At 41.4% G+C, this 17,608-nt stretch carries 14 protein-coding genes and 7 tRNA genes; 6 read left to right on the top strand and 15 right to left on the bottom strand.

Annotated elements, in window-relative coordinates:
* Positions 1 to 277: 277 nt before the first annotated feature.
* Entirely contained in the window at positions 278 to 2,740 is a 2,463-nt protein-coding gene (gene fadE / locus PTET_RS05600) for an acyl-CoA dehydrogenase FadE (RefSeq protein WP_013464564.1), read from the top strand.
* Here the strand turns inward: fadE and PTET_RS05595 are convergent, their stop codons facing one another.
* Both PTET_RS05595 and PTET_RS05590 read right to left on the bottom strand, forming a co-directional pair.
* A complete protein-coding gene (locus PTET_RS05595) occupies positions 2,741 to 3,853 on the bottom strand; it encodes a DUF6136 family protein (protein ID WP_013464563.1) in 1,113 nt (370 codons plus the stop codon).
* Positions 3,850 to 4,440 carry an ABC transporter ATP-binding protein gene (locus PTET_RS05590; RefSeq protein WP_013464562.1) on the bottom strand — a complete coding sequence of 197 codons (591 nt, stop codon included), beginning with the start codon at positions 4,438 to 4,440 and terminating at the stop codon, positions 3,850 to 3,852. The genes PTET_RS05595 and PTET_RS05590 overlap by 4 nt, the downstream gene beginning before the upstream one ends.
* Positions 4,441 to 4,602: 162 nt before the next feature.
* Here PTET_RS05590 and PTET_RS05585 point away from each other — a divergent pair, with 162 nt between their 5' ends.
* The gene (locus tag PTET_RS05585) at positions 4,603 to 6,546 is read left to right on the top strand and encodes a S9 family peptidase (protein ID WP_013464561.1); all 1,944 of its coding nucleotides are present in this window, start codon (positions 4,603 to 4,605) and stop codon (positions 6,544 to 6,546) included.
* Between the two features lie 63 nt (positions 6,547 to 6,609).
* Here the strand turns inward: PTET_RS05585 and PTET_RS19200 are convergent, their stop codons facing one another.
* The 11 genes from PTET_RS19200 to dnaQ all read right to left on the bottom strand — a co-directional run bounded on the left by PTET_RS19200 (position 6,610) and on the right by dnaQ (position 10,499).
* Entirely contained in the window at positions 6,610 to 7,017 is a 408-nt protein-coding gene (locus tag PTET_RS19200) for a hypothetical protein (protein ID WP_013464560.1), read from the bottom strand.
* 78 nt (positions 7,018 to 7,095) lie between these two features.
* The gene (locus PTET_RS19195; RefSeq protein ID WP_236613536.1) at positions 7,096 to 7,203 is read right to left on the bottom strand and encodes a hypothetical protein; all 108 of its coding nucleotides are present in this window, start codon (positions 7,201 to 7,203) and stop codon (positions 7,096 to 7,098) included.
* A gap of 338 nt (positions 7,204 to 7,541) precedes the next feature.
* Positions 7,542 to 7,618: transfer RNA gene (locus PTET_RS05575), tRNA-Asp, on the bottom strand.
* A 53-nt stretch (positions 7,619 to 7,671) separates the two neighbouring features.
* Positions 7,672 to 7,748, bottom strand: a tRNA-Asp gene (locus tag PTET_RS05570).
* Positions 7,749 to 7,785: 37 nt separating this feature from the next.
* Positions 7,786 to 7,862: transfer RNA gene (locus PTET_RS05565), tRNA-Asp, on the bottom strand.
* Between the two features lie 38 nt (positions 7,863 to 7,900).
* Positions 7,901 to 7,977 (bottom strand) — tRNA-Asp (locus PTET_RS05560).
* Between the two features lie 31 nt (positions 7,978 to 8,008).
* Positions 8,009 to 8,085, bottom strand: a tRNA-Asp gene (locus tag PTET_RS05555).
* A gap of 41 nt (positions 8,086 to 8,126) precedes the next feature.
* Positions 8,127 to 8,203: transfer RNA gene (locus PTET_RS05550), tRNA-Asp, on the bottom strand.
* A 27-nt stretch (positions 8,204 to 8,230) separates the two neighbouring features.
* A tRNA-Asp gene (locus PTET_RS05545) sits at positions 8,231 to 8,307 on the bottom strand.
* Positions 8,308 to 8,405: 98 nt separating this feature from the next.
* A complete protein-coding gene (locus PTET_RS05540) occupies positions 8,406 to 9,776 on the bottom strand; it encodes a TIGR03503 family protein (protein ID WP_013464559.1) in 1,371 nt (456 codons plus the stop codon).
* A gap of 9 nt (positions 9,777 to 9,785) precedes the next feature.
* A complete protein-coding gene (gene dnaQ / locus PTET_RS05535) occupies positions 9,786 to 10,499 on the bottom strand; it encodes a DNA polymerase III subunit epsilon (protein ID WP_013464558.1) in 714 nt (237 codons plus the stop codon).
* Positions 10,500 to 10,567: 68 nt separating this feature from the next.
* Here dnaQ and rnhA point away from each other — a divergent pair, with 68 nt between their 5' ends.
* Positions 10,568 to 11,032 (top strand): ribonuclease HI, encoded by a 465-nt coding sequence (gene rnhA / locus PTET_RS05530; protein WP_013464557.1) that lies wholly within the window; start codon positions 10,568 to 10,570, stop codon positions 11,030 to 11,032.
* Between the two features lie 14 nt (positions 11,033 to 11,046).
* Here rnhA and PTET_RS05525 read toward each other — a convergent pair whose 3' ends face one another.
* Positions 11,047 to 11,808 (bottom strand): class I SAM-dependent methyltransferase, encoded by a 762-nt coding sequence (locus PTET_RS05525; RefSeq protein WP_008465729.1) that lies wholly within the window; start codon positions 11,806 to 11,808, stop codon positions 11,047 to 11,049.
* Between the two features lie 53 nt (positions 11,809 to 11,861).
* Between PTET_RS05525 and gloB the strand changes: the two genes are divergently transcribed.
* Both gloB and PTET_RS05515 read left to right on the top strand, forming a co-directional pair.
* On the top strand, positions 11,862 to 12,635 hold the full coding sequence (gene gloB / locus PTET_RS05520; RefSeq protein WP_013464556.1) for a hydroxyacylglutathione hydrolase: 774 nt from the start codon (positions 11,862 to 11,864) through the stop codon (positions 12,633 to 12,635).
* Between the two features lie 187 nt (positions 12,636 to 12,822).
* Positions 12,823 to 14,400 (top strand): lytic transglycosylase, encoded by a 1,578-nt coding sequence (locus PTET_RS05515; protein ID WP_013464555.1) that lies wholly within the window; start codon positions 12,823 to 12,825, stop codon positions 14,398 to 14,400.
* A gap of 53 nt (positions 14,401 to 14,453) precedes the next feature.
* On the opposite strand, the gene PTET_RS05510 is transcribed toward PTET_RS05515, so the two are convergent.
* On the bottom strand, positions 14,454 to 15,824 hold the full coding sequence (locus PTET_RS05510) for a Gfo/Idh/MocA family protein (protein ID WP_016899467.1): 1,371 nt from the start codon (positions 15,822 to 15,824) through the stop codon (positions 14,454 to 14,456).
* A 162-nt stretch (positions 15,825 to 15,986) separates the two neighbouring features.
* Between PTET_RS05510 and PTET_RS05505 the strand changes: the two genes are divergently transcribed.
* Positions 15,987 to 17,600, top strand: a complete 1,614-nt coding sequence (locus PTET_RS05505) for a M28 family metallopeptidase (protein WP_096038310.1) — start codon at positions 15,987 to 15,989, stop codon at positions 17,598 to 17,600.
* The last annotated feature ends 8 nt before the right edge of the window (positions 17,601 to 17,608 follow it).

Here is a 17,608-nt window from a genome sequence, read left to right as displayed (position 1 = left end):
TAGAATATCGTTCTATTTTTAATAAGCGTACACTGAAAATCATAAGTATATTTACTTAATTAAACTTATATTACTACTAGATTAATTGATTTTTTAACGCTTATATTTTTTATGATAAGCCAAAATAAACGATTACAGCCAAACTGTTCGTATAACATACAACGGATTGTAATAATCGTACCGATAACTACACTTTAATCTAAGTAATGTACTTGAAACTTAGCGTTACTAGCGCTACTCTAAACAAGGTGGTCTGACCTCTATTAAGGAATTAGCAATGACACTCATATTTACACTCGGTTTAATCGCACTGCTCAGCATTGCGCTTTACCACAGAGCGAGTTGGAACACAGCACTTGGTGTTTCTGCCGCAACATTATTAATTGGTACCTTTGCTGGTGCTTTTGGTTTAATTAGCTGGGTGATCTTTTTAATCATCGCAGTGCCTCTTTCTGTTACTGGCATTCGTCAGCAATATATTATCAAGCCTATTTTCAAGGTCTTCAAAAAAGTTACACCGAGCATGTCTGACACCGAAAAGTCAGCTATTGATGCCGGTACAACTTGGTGGGAAGCTGATTTATTTTGTGGTAACCCAGATTGGAAAAAGCTTCACCAGTATCCAGTTCCAAAGCTTACTATTGAAGAGCAGGCATTTATCGACGGCCCTGTTGAAGTTGTATGTAGTATGCTGGACGATTGGGAAGCTACGCATGAGCTAACGGATTTACCTCAGGATGTATGGCAATATCTGAAAGATAACAAATTCTTTGCCATGATCATTAAAAAGGAATACGGCGGCTTAGAATTCTCTGCATTTGCACAATCGTGTGTACTGCAAAAACTAACCAGTAAATCAACATTGCTTTCGTCAATTGTTGGAGTACCTAACTCGTTAGGCCCGGGTGAGTTATTACAGCACTACGGTACTGAAGATCAAAAAAATCATTACTTACCGCGTTTAGCAAGCGGTCAAGAAATTCCATGTTTTGCTCTTACTTCGCCAGAGGCAGGTTCTGATGCAAGCTCAATTCCAGACTACGGTGTAGTATGTAAAGGGCAATGGAATGGCGAAGAAGTAGTCGGTGTAAGCCTTACATGGAACAAGCGTTACATTACACTTGCACCTGTAGCTACGGTTCTTGGTCTAGCATTTAAATTACAAGATCCAGATGGATTATTAAGTGACGTTAAAGAGCCTGGTATTACCTGTGCACTTATCCCAACAGATACCCCTGGGGTAGAAATTGGTCGTCGTCACTTCCCGCTTAATGTGCCGTTCCAAAATGGCCCTACTCGCGGTAAAGATATTTTTGTACCACTTGATTACATTATTGGTGGCCCAGAAATGGCTGGTCAAGGCTGGCGTATGCTGGTTGAGTGTTTATCGGTTGGTCGTGCAATTACATTGCCGTCAAATTCAGCCGGTGGCATTAAAATGATTGCTGTAGCAACAGGTGCTTATAGCCGTATTCGTCGTCAATTCCGCTTACCAATTGGTAAAATGGAAGGGGTTGAAGAGTCAATGGCGAAGCTTGCCGGTTATGCTTACAGCTCAGACGCTGCAGTAAGTATGTCTACCGGTGCTGTTGATTTAGGCGAAAAACCATCTGTGATTTCGGCTATTATTAAATACCACCTTACCGAGCAAATGCGCGATGCCACCATTCATGCAATGGACGTGCTAGGCGGTAAAGGGATCATGCTTGGGCCAAATAACTATTTAGGTCGTGGCTATCAAGGTGCACCTATTGCCATTACCGTTGAAGGTGCAAACATCTTGACCCGTAATATGATTATTTATGGTCAAGGTGCTATTCGTTGTCATCCATTTGTACTTACCGAGCTAGGTGCGTGTGAAATTGAAGACCGCGAAGAAGCGCTTAACGTATTTGATAAAGCGCTAATGGGCCACATTGGCTTTACCATGTCTAACCTAGTACGCACTAAGTGGCTTGCACTTACTGGCGCTCGCTTTACTAGTGTGCCGTACAAAGACGAAACGGCAGAGTTTTATCGTATAGCTTCACGCTTTAGTGCATCGCTTGCACTTATGTCTGATATTAGTATGGCAGTATTTGGTGGTTCACTTAAACGTAAAGAACGTATTTCAGCACGCTTAGGTGACTTATTAAGCTACCTTTACTTAGTGTCTGCAACGCTTAAACGTTATAACGACGAAGGCCGTAAAAAAGAAGATTTTGCACTGGTTCAGTGGAGCTGTCAGGATCACCTTTACCACTGTCAACGTGCGCTTGCTGATTTAATCAACAATATGCCATCTGCACCACTTCGTGGCGTATTAAAAGTATTGTTATTCCCGTTTGGTCGCCCGGTTCGTAAACCTACCGACAAACTTGAGCATAAACTAGCGCAATTACTGCAAGTGCCTAGCGAAACGCGTAATCGTTTAGCAAGTTATGTATACCTTACAAACGAGCCGCTTAACCTTGTAGGTCGTCAAGAGCAAACGCTTAAAGACGTGCTAGAGGTAGAGCCTTTATTTGAACGCGTATGTAAAGAGAAAGGCGTTAAATTGCCATTCTTCCAACTTGATAAAGTGGCGCAAATGGGCTTAGAAGCCGGCATTTTAAGCCAAGCTGAAGCTGATAAGTTAGCAGCTGTTGAACAAGCTCGCTTAGACGTTATTAACGTTGACGACTTTGACCCTGCAGATTTACTTGCCGGCAAAGCAGCGCGTAATAGCAAAGCTAAATCTAAAAAGGCAGATGCCGCTTAACTAGTTTAGTAAAGCTAGCAGCAACCCTGCTAAAATTAGCCAAACCAGCGCATAATGCGCTGGTTTTTTTTGTGCAAGGTAAACCTGTAATACACACCACATATTTCCAATGACAAATAATACAATATGAGTGTAACCAAAAATAACGCTATAACTTATTGTGGCTAATAAAAACAGCAATATGCTAGGTAAAAACTGGCTAATATAAAAGGCGCGTTCTTGCTCGCATGTTTTAAAAAATAATCGATACTGCTCATACACCCTACCGCAATCAAATTGCAATGAACTACTAAAGAGTACAATAAAAGCCATGGCTAATATCACAAGTATAGGTACTAAATCAGCACGTTCGTTTATTAGCGCAGCTGATGCCATGAATACACATAAAAGTAACGACACGCGCCAAACAAGTGTCCAACAATGGTTTAATAAATAACAAAACCAAAAGCCCAATAATGAACTTACTGCAATACGCCCGTTAACATTAACCACGGGGACAAAAAGGCTCAGCGCAAACAATAAAGCAAAGCCCATATGATAAGTGAGCGGCTGCATATGAATAGGAACCAGCACTAATATCGTGCTAAACAAAAAGCCATATACCAGTGCGCTGGTTTTGTATAAACACAAAACGCCCAAGATAAACTGCAGCAACATAAATACAATAAAATGCGGTACTTTAACCCATTGTGTTAGCGTTAAATCTAGCGCAATTAATACACTGGCTATAAGCCATGCATTACTGAGCGTTAATAGTTTAATATCGACTAAATTTAACCAAACTGATCGTGCAATAGTTTGCTGAAATAACCGCTGCTTACTATTTTTAATTGCTGACTTCATTGCGCTGAGCATCACACTTTGTAGTAACAAATAAAATAAAGCCATTTGTGCACCGTATTGGGGTGCTGCGCTGCTGTCTATAATTTTTCCAAGGCCTAAAAAAAGTAGCAATATCAAACCCAACACTGACGAGCCTAACACCACTAAAAATAACAACCCAAAGCTTTTTAGTTGTAACAATAATTGCGTGAGTTCAGTTTTGTAAGCCTGATAACGATAATCCATAAAAGAGCGATATTGCCCGATTGATTGTTTTAAATTTGCAATCATAACGGTATACACTCAAAGCCACGCTCAATAAATGGCGCTGGTTCATGGCAGGTGATGACTATTTGCCCATTTGGCTTATCTATTAGATATTCATCAAGCAGTACTAATAAATACTGAATACTGGCTTGATCAAGTGCTGCGCTGGGTTCGTCTAGAAGTAAATAAGGTGCATCACGCATAAGCGCTAAAATTAACTGGCATTTCTTTTGATTACCTGACGACAGCGCATCAAAACGAGTATTTAAAAATTCATTGAAATTAAACCCATCTATTATTGTCGTTGGCCAATCACAACCCAGCGTATTCACGGACAAGTTAATAATTTGCTTTGCCGTAAGAAAGTCAGGTAAAGCAATACAGTCTGATGCTATAGCAACTTGTTTATGCGGTTCGGTTAATGCTTTTTTAGAAAATAAAATCTGCCCACTTTGGCGCGTTTCGAGCTCTGCCAACATCATCAACAGCGTTGTTTTACCTTGGCCATTAGGCGCTTCAATGCATATTTTAGGTGCACAAAACTGCACACTATAACCACTGTACAATACGTTTTCAGCAAACTGTTTATGTAACCCAATGACTTCTATCATAAATACTCCCTGATTTTGAAAGTGAATTATAACTGGTTTTCTATTTTCGTGGGCTACATGGTTTGTAACACTTTATTGCAGTTCGAATAGGCTAATTACTTGCGTTTAAAAAACCTTCGGTTAACACTAAAAGTCCATAATTATAATCCAAGGAATGTATCTATGAAAAAAGCCCTCAAATTTGCCTGTATTACCTGTGCAGTATCAATTGCATTAACAGGTTGCAGTCAATCTAATAATTCAGCCTCTACCCCTGTGGCAACTGAGCAAACACGACAAGTAAAAACCTATAACGCTAAAACCTTTTTTGATACAACATCTATCATGGGCAGTAGCTTTTCCCCGACTGGCGATAAAGTTCTAGTTAGTAGCGATGAAAGCGGTATTTACAGCTTGTATGAAGTTGATGTAAAAACAGGTAGCAAAACGCGCCTAACCAATTTTGAAGACAGCACCTACCCTATTCGCTATTTCCCAAATGATGAGCGTGTACTATTTACCAAGGACTCAGGCGGTAATGAGCGCTACCATGTTTATGTGCGTGAAGTTGATGGTTCAATCAAAGATTTAACCCCAGGGGAAGAAACCCGCGCGAGTTTTGCAGGCTTTACTAAAGATGGCAGTCAGTTTTTTATTACCAGTAATCAACGCGATGCCAAGTTTATGGACTTGTATCGCGTAGATAGCAAAACCTATAAAGTCACGCCCGTTTATCAAAACACACAAGGACTAGATGTGGGCGCAATTAGCCCTGATGGACGCTACATTGCGCTGTCTAAAAATAATACCAATAAAGACAGCGATACGTTTATTCTTGATACCTATAAGAAAACCCTCAAGCCGCAATTAATTTCAAAACACGATACACCAGCACAATATACGCCTGAGACCTTCTCTGTAGACAGCAAATATTTATACTACTCAACAGACGCTAAAGGAGAGTTTTCAGAGGTGTGGCAATATGAGCTCGCCACAGGCAAGCACAGTCCAGCATTAAAAGATGATTGGGACGTTAGCTTTATTGATTTTTCTAAATCTGGGCGATACCAAGTAAGCGGTGTAAATGCTGATGCCAGCACAAAGGTCACAGTAAAAGACACGCAAACTGGGGATGAAATTGCCATGCCTAAATTACCTGCGGGAAATCTACGTGGTGTGAATTTCTCAAGCGATGAGAAAACCATGGCGTTTTATTTAAATTCAGATACCTCACCAAGCAACTTATTTGTTTGGCAAGTTGGCAGTAATGAAGCCAAGCAACTTACCAACACATTAAGTGAAGATATAGATCAAAACGACTTAGTAGAGAGCACCATTGTGCGCTTTAAAAGTTTTGATGGTTTAGAAATACCGGGCGTATTATACAAACCAAAACAAGCCAGCAGCACCAATAAAGTACCTGCACTTATTTGGGTGCATGGCGGCCCAGGTGGGCAAAGCCGAACTGGTTATAGCGCAATGCAGCAACATTTAGTTAATCATGGCTATGCTATTTTTGCCGTCAATAACCGCGGTAGCTCAGGCTATGGTAAAACATTTTTCCATTTAGACGATAAAAAACATGGCACCGATGATCTACAAGATATTATCTACGGTAAAAAACACTTACAAAGCCTAGATTGGGTCGATGCAGATAAAATCGGCATCATGGGTGGTAGCTACGGCGGTTTTATGACCGCAGCCGCGCTTGCCTTTAAACCGGAAGAGTTCAAAGTAGGTATCAATATTTTTGGTGTGACTAACTGGGTACGCACACTGAACTCAATTCCACCATGGTGGGAAAGCTTTAAAAAGGCGCTTTACGATGAAATGGGCGATCCTGCCACCGATGGTGAACGTCACCGTGCTATTTCACCGCTGTTTCATGCCGATAACATCACTAAGCCTTTAATGGTAATACAAGGTGCTAATGATCCACGCGTATTACAAGTTGAAAGCGATGAGTTGGTTGCTGCGGTTAAAGCTAATGGTGTGCCAGTAGAATATGTATTATTTGATGATGAAGGACACGGTTTTAGCAAAAAAGAAAACCGTATCAGCGCCTCAAACGCCTACCTCAACTTTTTAGATACTTACTTAAAAGAGTTATTTGGCCCACAAGGATAATTGCAAGCCAATTTATATTAAAGCCTGCTGCGTTTTCATGTAAGCAGGCTTTTTATTACTTTTTTATTGCTTGGTTAATCTGGGTTCCAGTAAAGCGAACGCCAAACCAAATACAGCAGCCAAAATACCTAAAAACTCAAACCAACTATTGCCTGCATGTGGTATTGTTCGCGAGAGTTCATCTACGTTATAAAGTCGTTTACCTCCCTCGACTTCTTCAACAAATGATTCACCGATGTATTCATCCATTAACTTAAAACAGGGTACCCTTCTGGCCAGCATTTCACGAGTTTTTTCCTCTCTTTTCTCTCGGTTTGAATCAATAATATAATTGCTCCAATGAGTAAAAACATTCAGGGGTTCATCTGTTTTGATCACACCCAGTGATTTGTATTCGTAAAAGCGTTCATTAAACAGATAATTTTTATGTCCTGCATAAAATAATGCACAGCCAAAAGAAATCAGAAACATAGCGAGGTATATAATTTTACGCTGTGCGACTGAGCTCTTTACTGCTTTACTTTTAAACCACAGCTCTAAATCGGGTATTTACATGAGTCTTGTTTTGTCATGGCTGTAGGTAAGGGGCTTCATAAACTCATCAATTGAAAGGTCTAATGCTATCAATAAAGCTCTAAATATTTCATTCGAGGGAATTGATTTATCGTTTTCAAGTTTTGATATATATACCTACTTGCTGGGCAAATTCAGGTTGGCTCAATTTTTTATTATTTCTTAGCTGCTTTAATTGCTGACCTAATGTACTCATCTTAATGCTTCCTTTTTTAAAGTGAGATTAGATTCTTGGTAATTCATGCAGAGATAAGAAGCTGAATATTGAAGAATAGACAAGAATATTAGCAGGTTAGTATATAAGAGTCGAGCTGATAGCTGATAGCTGATAGCTGATAGCTGATAGCCGATAGCTGATAAAATGATGTTTGTATTTATTAATAAGTAAATTATTTATTGCTTGTTATTGAGGAAATAACAAGTGGCGGAGTGGACGGGACTCGAACCCGCGACCCCCGGCGTGACAGGCCGGTATTCTAACCAACTGAACTACCACTCCGCAGTGGTATGTGCATGGGGTAATGCACTTACTAATTTTGTTACGATATCAAATGGCGGAGTGGACGGGACTCGAACCCGCGACCCCCGGCGTGACAGGCCGGTATTCTAACCAACTGAACTACCACTCCGCAGAGATATCTTTTTACTTGTCATTACTTAATTTGTTGGCGGAGTGGACGGGACTCGAACCCGCGACCCCCGGCGTGACAGGCCGGTATTCTAACCAACTGAACTACCACTCCAGCATACAAATTTTGTAATATAACAGTGTTTAAATAGTTGGCGGAGTGGACGGGACTCGAACCCGCGACCCCCGGCGTGACAGGCCGGTATTCTAACCAACTGAACTACCACTCCAGCGTGTATTTAAACTGTTATTTTTTCTTATTGGCGGAGTGGACGGGACTCGAACCCGCGACCCCCGGCGTGACAGGCCGGTATTCTAACCAACTGAACTACCACTCCATAATAAGAATATGTTTTACAACCATATGTTGTGTAAGTGTTGGCGGAGTGGACGGGACTCGAACCCGCGACCCCCGGCGTGACAGGCCGGTATTCTAACCAACTGAACTACCACTCCAGCTTTTACTTACAAATTGTCGAAAATTGGCGGAGTGGACGGGACTCGAACCCGCGACCCCCGGCGTGACAGGCCGGTATTCTAACCAACTGAACTACCACTCCGCATTTTCGTTGCTGTCTGAGTCTCCCCTGACAGCGGCGTGAATAATACGAACCAGCCCCTACTTCGTCAAGGGCTTTTTTGTTTTTTTACAGGTTTTTTAGTCATCTGACATCGAAAGGTTTAAAATTTCACCTGTTTTGTCATTTTTTGAGCCATTTTCTGCATCAGTTGTTTTTTGCTGATCTGATTTTTTTGCCTCGGTTGCTTTCTTTTTCTTTAAAAAAGCAAAATTCAATTTAAGTTTTATCGGTTTATTCTGCACAAAAACACGAATACATAACCAACCAATAAATAATATGGCCAAATTCCCACCAATAATTAAACTAACCATTAATCCCGTGGCCATTACTTTTGGTTTTATAACAGGCTCTGGAATATTTTCTTCCTTAATGATGCTCGCTTTTGGAATTTCAGGAATAACTTCTATCGGTCTTTCTATTTCAAATAAATAGGTTGGCAACGTAGCCATAAACTCTCTGTCATTTACTGTTGAGCCAAACACAGAAATTTCAATGTTGTAACGTCCCCATCCGTAATCTTGTAAAGCCAGTTCTCTTACTGCGGTGTTATTAGTGTCTAAGTAAAATACTTGCTCTTCATTATTGGGATAATAAATTTTCCCTTGCATGATCACGGTTTCAGGCTTTAATAACTTTTCATCAATATTTATAGTAATACGGTGATCGTCCCCCTCATCGGTTGCTTCAACTGAGGTAAAACTAAAAGGCGGCTCATGCACAACTATCGTGTCTTGAACAACTCGTCGCTCAAGGACATCGGTGGTAATATAAAGTTCTGGCCGCCACTCGCCTGGAGTGAAATTTAAGGTAAACTCACCCGTAAACACACCGTCTTTTGCACTTTCATCAAATCCGTAGCCATCGTCTTTAAATTCAGTAACTTGCTGTATGCCCGCTCCAAAATTTTCAAAATTTTCATTATTGGTACTCACAAAACTCACATTGAGCGATACCGCATCTTTGAAAAGATTAGCGCGAATGGGCTCGCCATCATTTAAAATCTCACCGGTTACCTTTACAGTTTCACCCTGAAAAAGAATCTTAGGGAGTGGATCAACCTTAAGTGATAGCTCACCAATTACAACAATACGGCTCTGTGGCATTATTTGGCCAATAACTTGCCATGGCCCAGGCATAGGGTTGCGAATAACCACTAGGTCGTAATTTAATTCGTCGTACCAATCTAGGCTGGTGTTTCTTACCGCATTGGTTGCAAAGTATTTAGTGCCATCGGGTCTAACTAAAATAACGGCAGGCGACCCAGGACGTCTAAAAAATATTAATTTTATTTCATCAATTTTGTCATCTATACGAAAACGGTTATCCAGTAACGGTATTTCATTTTGTTTACCGCTGCCTTTTAACTCTTCAACTTGTTTAACGCTGTGTGCATCGGGAATGAAGCACGCGGCTATTAAAAACAGTGAAACTACTAATAGCGTTTTCATAATAGTGCCTTATTCAGCGCGCCATAAACAATGGCCGCCCTCCTTTTGTACAATGTCTAAACGTGATTGATGTGCGCTTTGCTCTGCTTCGCTTGCTGCTACAACAACCAAAGGGGCTCTATCGCTGTTTAAGCGCCTAATACCGCCCTTTTGATCTTCACTTGAGTCATCTTTATTTTGATTTAGATTTAGCTTTACTTGTCCCCCGGTCATTGCCAGGTAAACATCGGCTAAAATCTCAGAATCCAGTAAGGCGCCGTGTAACGTCCGCTTAGTGTTATCAACATCGTAGCGACGGCAAAGCGCATCTAGGTTGTTCTTTTGTCCTGGATGCAAGTCACGCGCCATTTTAAGGGTATCAAGCACGCCACAAAAATCATGGGTGTTTTGATAACCTTGATTTAATAACGCAAATTCATTATCCATATGGCCAATATCGAACGGCGCGTTATGAATAACGAGTTCTGCGTCTTTAATATAGTCAAAAAACTCTTGGGCAATGTCTCTAAAAAGCGGTTTGTCACGTAAAAATTCGTTGGTAATACCGTGAACGTCGATTGCTTCTTCTTCAATGCTGCGTTGTGGATTTATGTAAACGTGAAAATTATTGCCGGTTAACCGACGATTCATTAGCTCCACACAGCCAATCTCAATAATACGATGCCCTTGTTTAGGGTCGATGCCGGTGGTTTCTGTATCTAAAACTATTTGTCTGCGTGCCATATCGAATTAAGCCTGACTCTGGTATCTTTCTATAATCACTTTATTGTACATAATATCAAGGTAAAACAGTGCAAAAAACCGTAGAGATTTACACCGATGGTTCGTGTTTAGGTAATCCAGGCCCCGGTGGTTATGGTATTTTTATGATTTATGAAGCCCACGAAAAAAAATTAAGTCAAGGTTACAAACTCACAACAAACAACCGCATGGAAATGCTAGCTGCCATTGTTGCGCTAGAATCACTTAATCGTTCATGCCCTGTTACCCTGACTACCGATAGCCAATACGTAAAACAAGGCATTGAGTCGTGGATCACCAATTGGAAAAAACGCGGTTGGCAAACCTCTGCTAAAAAGCCGGTTAAAAATGTCGACTTATGGAAACGTCTCGATAAAGCCTGCGCCGAGCACGACGTTACCTGGAAATGGGTAAAAGGTCACAGTGGCCATAAATATAATGAAATTGTTGACGACCTTGCACGTGATGCGGCCAGCGGCAACAACTTAATTGATGATGAAGGTTACCAACCATAACCCTCAACATCGCACTATTTTTTATTTTGCTGATAATGTTGTTTTGAGGTCTGCCTAAGCCCTACCCCTTTTATTGGCGCAAATTGTGGCCGTGCATGCCACTTAGGTTTTATTGGCGTAAGTGGCGCAACACGCTTTCGTGCCACCAGCAAATATACACTGCCCATAGGTTTTAAATATTGCTTGGTAAAGCTGCGCCAAAACGCAAACCGCGACAACCGGTTACCGCGTGCCAACGATGAATAAATAAAGCGTTCATCGGCCACAATTTCAAACCCAAGCAAATTAAGCCAGTCTTTTACCCGTGCAGGGGTAAAAAAGCGCCCTGTCCACGGTAATTTTTGACCACTAAATGGCAGTAATTGCGCTAACCCACAAAAGCTAAACGGATTAAAACCGGTAATGGCAATATAACCGCCGGGAATAAGCGTACGATGAGCCTCACGTAATATATGATGTGGATCTGAGTGATACTCTAAACAATGGCTCATAATGCACGCATCTATACTGTGCTCATAAAAAGGCAGTTCGTCTATGTCAGCCACCACTCCGGTATAAGGGCCTGGCTCTGCAACGCATACTTGATGCTTAATGGAACTTTTGCTGGTATCTAACTCGCCACTTAAATTACCCAATTTAAGCATATGATAGCCAAACATACGTGGTAACCACGGCGACAATTTGCGTTCTATATCACAACGTAAATAATCACCATGCGGAAACTGTTGCCATGACAACGGTTTGGGGCCTTCTTGAAAACTAAGGGCTGGTTTCATTATATAAGCTCGTTATAATATTAATTAAATACCACTTTATAGAGCAACGATACATGGTGCAAGTCAAAGCAATTAAAGCCTTTTCTGATAACTACATTTGGTGCTTAACCACCGAGCATAATAATCAAGCGTGGGTGGTTGACCCTGGCCAATCTGCGCCGGTCACTGAGCATTTAGCACAGTATAATTTAACCCTAGGCGGTATTTTAATAACGCATCATCATTATGATCACACTGATGGCGTTGCCCAATTAGTAAAACAGTATCCAAACGTTGAGGTTTATGGCCCAAGTAACAGTCCATTTAAAGGAATAACAGAGCCTTTAAATGAAGACCAAACGATTACCGTTTTAGGCACCTCATTTAATATTATCACCACGCCTGGCCACACACTCGATCATATTTGTTATGTTAATGATGCACTTGCCTTTACTGGCGACACATTATTTAGCGGTGGTTGTGGGCGCTTATTTGAAGGCACTCCAGAACAAATGTGGCATTCATTTAATAAACTTAGTGCACTACCGAGTGATTGCAAAGTGTATTGTACTCATGAATACACCCAGGCGAATTTGGCGTTTGCAAAAGCGGTTGAGCCACGAAACCCCGAGTTACTCGCTTACAGCCAGCAAGTGGATGAATTGCGTAATAAAGATGAAATAACGTTGCCAAGTACCATAGGCCATGAGCTGAAAATTAACCCTTTTATGCGTAGTAATTTGCCAAACATTACAGAATTAATACCAAAAGAATATTGTTTAGTTACAAAAAACAATGAACCTTGGGAAAACTTTGCTAGTCTGAGAAAGTTCAAAGATCATTTTTAATTTGGGCCTGTTGACCTTTCAAGGTTAAACATGCGCTAGCAACAACAATAATAAAACGATTAGTTAATAAACAATAAGTTAACATTTTCTAATCATATTTGTTTGGAACTTTTAACGGTCATAAGTGGCAATGTTGACTCATTATGGGTAGTATTCGCCGAGTTTTTTACCCTATGTATTGGTATTTATGAATAAATCTCCTCTTTTATTGGTCTTAGCGATGACGCTAAGCGGTTGTCAAACTCTGACAACGTTAAACACAGATTCACAAAATCAGGCACTAGACCAGCTTGAAGGCGCAAGCCCAAACGATATTAGCACGGCGCTGATGATGAACGCGCAATATCAACAAGTGAACGATATCGAAGAGGAAGCCCCTGTGTTTGACGATGTTTGGGAGCGTATTCGTTACCAATTATCTATCGATATTCCACAAAATCGCCCAGTAGTCGCTGAGCGTAACTATTATGCGCGCCATCAAGCATACTTAGATCGTATCTCTAAACGTGCTGAGCCGTATTTGCACTTTATTGTTGAAGAAATTGAAAAGCGTGAAATGCCAATCGAAATAGCACTTTTACCTATAGTAGAAAGTGCTTTTGACCCTTATGGCTACTCGCATCGCACCGCATCAGGTATTTGGCAATTTATGCCAGCAACCGGCGAGCGTTTTGATTTAAAACAAAACTGGTGGTATGACGGCCGTCGCGACATTGTGCAATCAACTCGCGCAGCGCTTGATTATCTCTCATACTTACACAAAACCCTTGAGGGTGACTGGCTGAACGCAATTGCAGCTTATAACTCAGGTGAAGGCCGCTTACTGCGTGCGATTAAAAAGAATCGTAAAAAGCATTTACCTACCGATTTTTGGTCACTTGATTTACCTCGTGAAACCACTGCCTACGTGCCTAAATTATTAGCATTAGCCGATTTATTAAAGCGTGCTGATGATTTTAATGTGTCATGGAAGCCTATTATTAACGCGCAAGTGGTTGAAGTGGTCAATATTGAGTCACAAATTGATTTAGCGCTGGCAGCCGACATGGCCGACATGACCCTCACCGAGCTATACAGGCTAAACCCTGGATTTAACCGCTGGGCAACAGACCCTGATGGTCCACACTTTTTATTAATACCCACCGATAAAGTAGAGCAATTTACAGAAAAATTGGCTGCAACTGACATTAAAAATCGTCTTCGCTGGCAACAATACAAAGTTAAAAAAGGTGATAGCCTGTCGGTAATTGCCAGTAAATTTACCACTAGCACCAATGCAATAAAGTCATTAAATAAGCTTAATTCAAACGTCATTCGTGTTGGCCAACAAATTTTAGTGCCGCTAACAGATGGTAAAATTAACAGTGAACATTTACCTCAGCAAGTACGCGCGGCTGCTAATAAAAGTTTGCGTACTAAGCTCTCACACACGGTAAAAAGTGGTGACACATTGTGGGACATAAGCCGCGAATACGATGTCACTATAGGTGAATTAGCTAAGTGGAATAAGCTGAAGAAAAATGCAGTACTGCGTTTAAATCAAAAATTGGTTGTTTATAAATCAGCAAATCAGCCTAAAGAGTCAGCGAATAACACCAATCGCACTATTACTTATAAAGTGCGTCGGGGTGATTCATTAGCGCGTATAGCCTCTAAGTTTAATTTAACCGTGAGCGATATAATTAAATGGAATGACTTGGCTGGGCAAAAATACTTACAGCCAGGCCAAAAGCTTAAACTCAAGGTTGATGTGAGAAGTAGCTAATAAACATAACCAATAAATAAAAAAAGAGCGCATGCGCTCTTTTTTTATTTGGCTTAGCTTACAATGCCCAAAGGCTGTGCGGTTTGCCATGCCCCGCGAGTAAAATCGGGAATATCTATTGAGCGGCTACGCTCACTCACAGACTGGGCTGATAACGGCGAAATAACCGACCATGCCGCCCCGTCATAAACGTCTTGATCTAGCGGTTCACCATTTCTTAAGCAGTAAATCATCCGCCAAAACATTAAAAAGTCCATGCCACCGTGACCACCATTGCGCTGCGCCTCTTCACCCATTTTTGTCCATAAGGGATGGTCGTACTGCTCATACCATGCGCTCATATCATAATCCCACTCATGAAAACTTTTTGAGCCACCAGTTTCAAGGGCAATACGATTAGGGAAACCTGCAAACACGCCATTCGTGCCTTGTATTAAGTTATGTCGTGAGTACGGCCGAGGGGTTGTCGTATCGTGCTGCACCATAATACTGCGCCCTTTGAGAGTTTTAATCAGCGTCGTGTTCATGTCACCGGCAATATAATTGAGCTGGTTACGGGGGTGTTCGGCAGCAAACTCACGTTGCGCATAGGCGCTTCGGCCAAGTGAAGGTGAGCTCATTGAGGTTAAAAAATCGAACCGATCGCCACGATTTATATTCATGTATTGCGATACCGGCCCTAATCCATGCGTAGGATATAAATTACCGTCACGTCTTGCATGCCACTGCGTTCGCCATGAGCCTGTTTTGTGCTCAAGCTCTTTCATTTGCCAGCGCAGTTCATGAATATACGCCGCTTCGCCATGTAACAGCTCCCCAAATACACCTTGGCGTACCATGTTTAATACCATTAACTCGTCGCGGCCGTAGTTAACATTTTCCATCATCATGCAGTTTTTTTGCGTACGCTCTGCGGTATCAACAATTTGCCACATTTCATCAACAGTCAGTGCTAGAGGCACTTCAACAAAAGCATGTTTTGCGTTGTTCATGGTATCGATAGCCATTGGCGCATGCCATGCCCATGGTGTTGAAATAATCACAATATCAATGTCTTGTCGTTCGAGCATTTGTTGATAAGCGCGCTCACTGCCACTATACAATGCAGGCTTTGCCACTCCCGTATCAACTAAATAATTAGCGGCACGTTCTAAAACCTCTGTATGAGTATCGCAAATAGCCACTATTTGAGTGCCTTCAATGTGGCTCATACGCTTTACATGGCCAAACCCGCGCTGACCCACACCAATAAACCCTACTCTCACCACATCCATTTTAGGTGCGACCAAACCGATAACGGAGCGCCCTTGTTGCATAGGCGCGCTAGTATGAACACTGCCACTAGATGCACAGCCACTAACCACACCAGCAGCGGCAGCTACACTGGCTGCCTTTAAAAAATCCCGACGATTAAATTGCTTCATTACTTATCCCTTTTGTTATTATTTTTAACTTACCTAATGGCGGTTAATGGGTAAAGGGCCAAAGAGGTAAGCTGCATAAAAATAGGTTTAAAAGGGATAAAAATTCGCATTGTGTTATTGTTTGGGGTTATAGTCGAAAAAAATATTATTTCCTAACTTATTATGTCTTATATAAAAACCATCACATTTTTTTTAGTTATTGTACTAACGGGTTGCTCAGAGTCTGCAACCCCCACTTCCTCGCTCGAAAACAGTCCGGGCGTTAGTTTAAATAATATAAAACAGCATATTAAAACCCTTGCCTCTGATGACTTTGAAGGTCGCGGTCCATTAACATTGGGTGAAGTAAAAACCGTTGGCTATTTGAGTGAACAATACAAAGCCATAGGGTTAACTGGTGCCTATAACGGTGATTTTTTACATCCGGTTAAAATGGCCATGATCACCGCAGATCAAAACATGCAATTGACCATGGGTGATTTAAGCTTTAAAGGGGGTAAAGACTTTACTGCTCGTACTAAACAATTACAGCCTGTTATTGATGTTCGAAATTCTGATGTGGTCTTTGTCGGTTATGGTATAAATGCCCCTGAATATAACTGGAACGACTACGCCAATATTGATGTAACTGGTAAAACCGTTATTGTGCTGGTAAACGATCCGGGCTTTGCCACTCAAGACGATACGTTATTTACTGGTAATGCCATGACTTATTATGGTCGTTGGACTTATAAATATGAAGAAGCCGCGCGCCAAGGCGCTAAAGCGGTCTTTATTGTTCACGAAACAGCTCCTGCCGCATACCCTTGGGGGGTAGTTGAAAGCTCAAATACCGGCACTAAATACAGTCTAATGGATAACAACCTCAATGCATCTGAATTGCCCGTTATGGGCTGGCTAACACTCGATGCCACCGAGCAAATATTTGCATCAGCACACTTAAATTACCAACAATTAAAGCAACAAGCACTTAGTGAGCAATTTCAAGCTAAAGCGTTGAATTTAAAAGCAACCCTTGCATTTAAAAACGAAGTGTCACATGCAAAATCACATAATGTGGTCGCAAAAATCACAGGCAGTGAAAGCCCAGATGAATACATCGTTATTAGTGCCCATTGGGATCACTTTGGCACTAAACAAACCGACAGCGGTCCTAAAATTTATAATGGCGCCGTTGATAACGCATCAGGCACCGCGGCCACCCTTGAGATTGCTCGAATAATGCAAAAAATGCATCAGCAAACACCGTTTAAACGCTCGATTATTTTTGCCAACTTCACCGCCGAAGAAACCGGTTTAATTGGTTCAGCGCAGTTTGCCTCTGGTGACGTGATCCCAACAAAGAATATGGTTGCCCTACTAAATATTGATGGGATGAACGTACTCGATAGCACCGACTATATTTTACAGTACGGTAAAGACCTCTCGACTATGGAACACTATTTAGCTAAAGCCGCAAACGCGCAAGGACGTCAAGTTAAACTGGATCCTCGTGCGCAAAATGGCTTATTTTTTAGATCGGATCATTTTTCACTCGCCAAACAAGGTGTGCCAAGCTTACTGTTTATGAGCTTAGGTGATACCGAGCCTGACTACATCACTCATAAATACCATAAAGAAGCTGACGATTACTCAGCTGATTGGTCATTAGGTGGGGTAAAACAAGATATAGAACTGATTGTTGATATAGCCTCACAACTGGCGAATAACGGTGATTGGCCAAAATGGACAAGCGAGTCTGACTTTAAAGCCAAACGCACCGCTGACAAACAATAAATACAATT

It is taken from the genome of Pseudoalteromonas tetraodonis, assembly GCF_002310835.1.
In the GTDB taxonomy this organism is placed as follows: domain Bacteria; phylum Pseudomonadota; class Gammaproteobacteria; order Enterobacterales; family Alteromonadaceae; genus Pseudoalteromonas; species Pseudoalteromonas tetraodonis.
The sequence above is the reverse complement of the archived record's forward strand: the minus strand, read 5'-3'. Positions and strand labels throughout refer to the sequence as shown.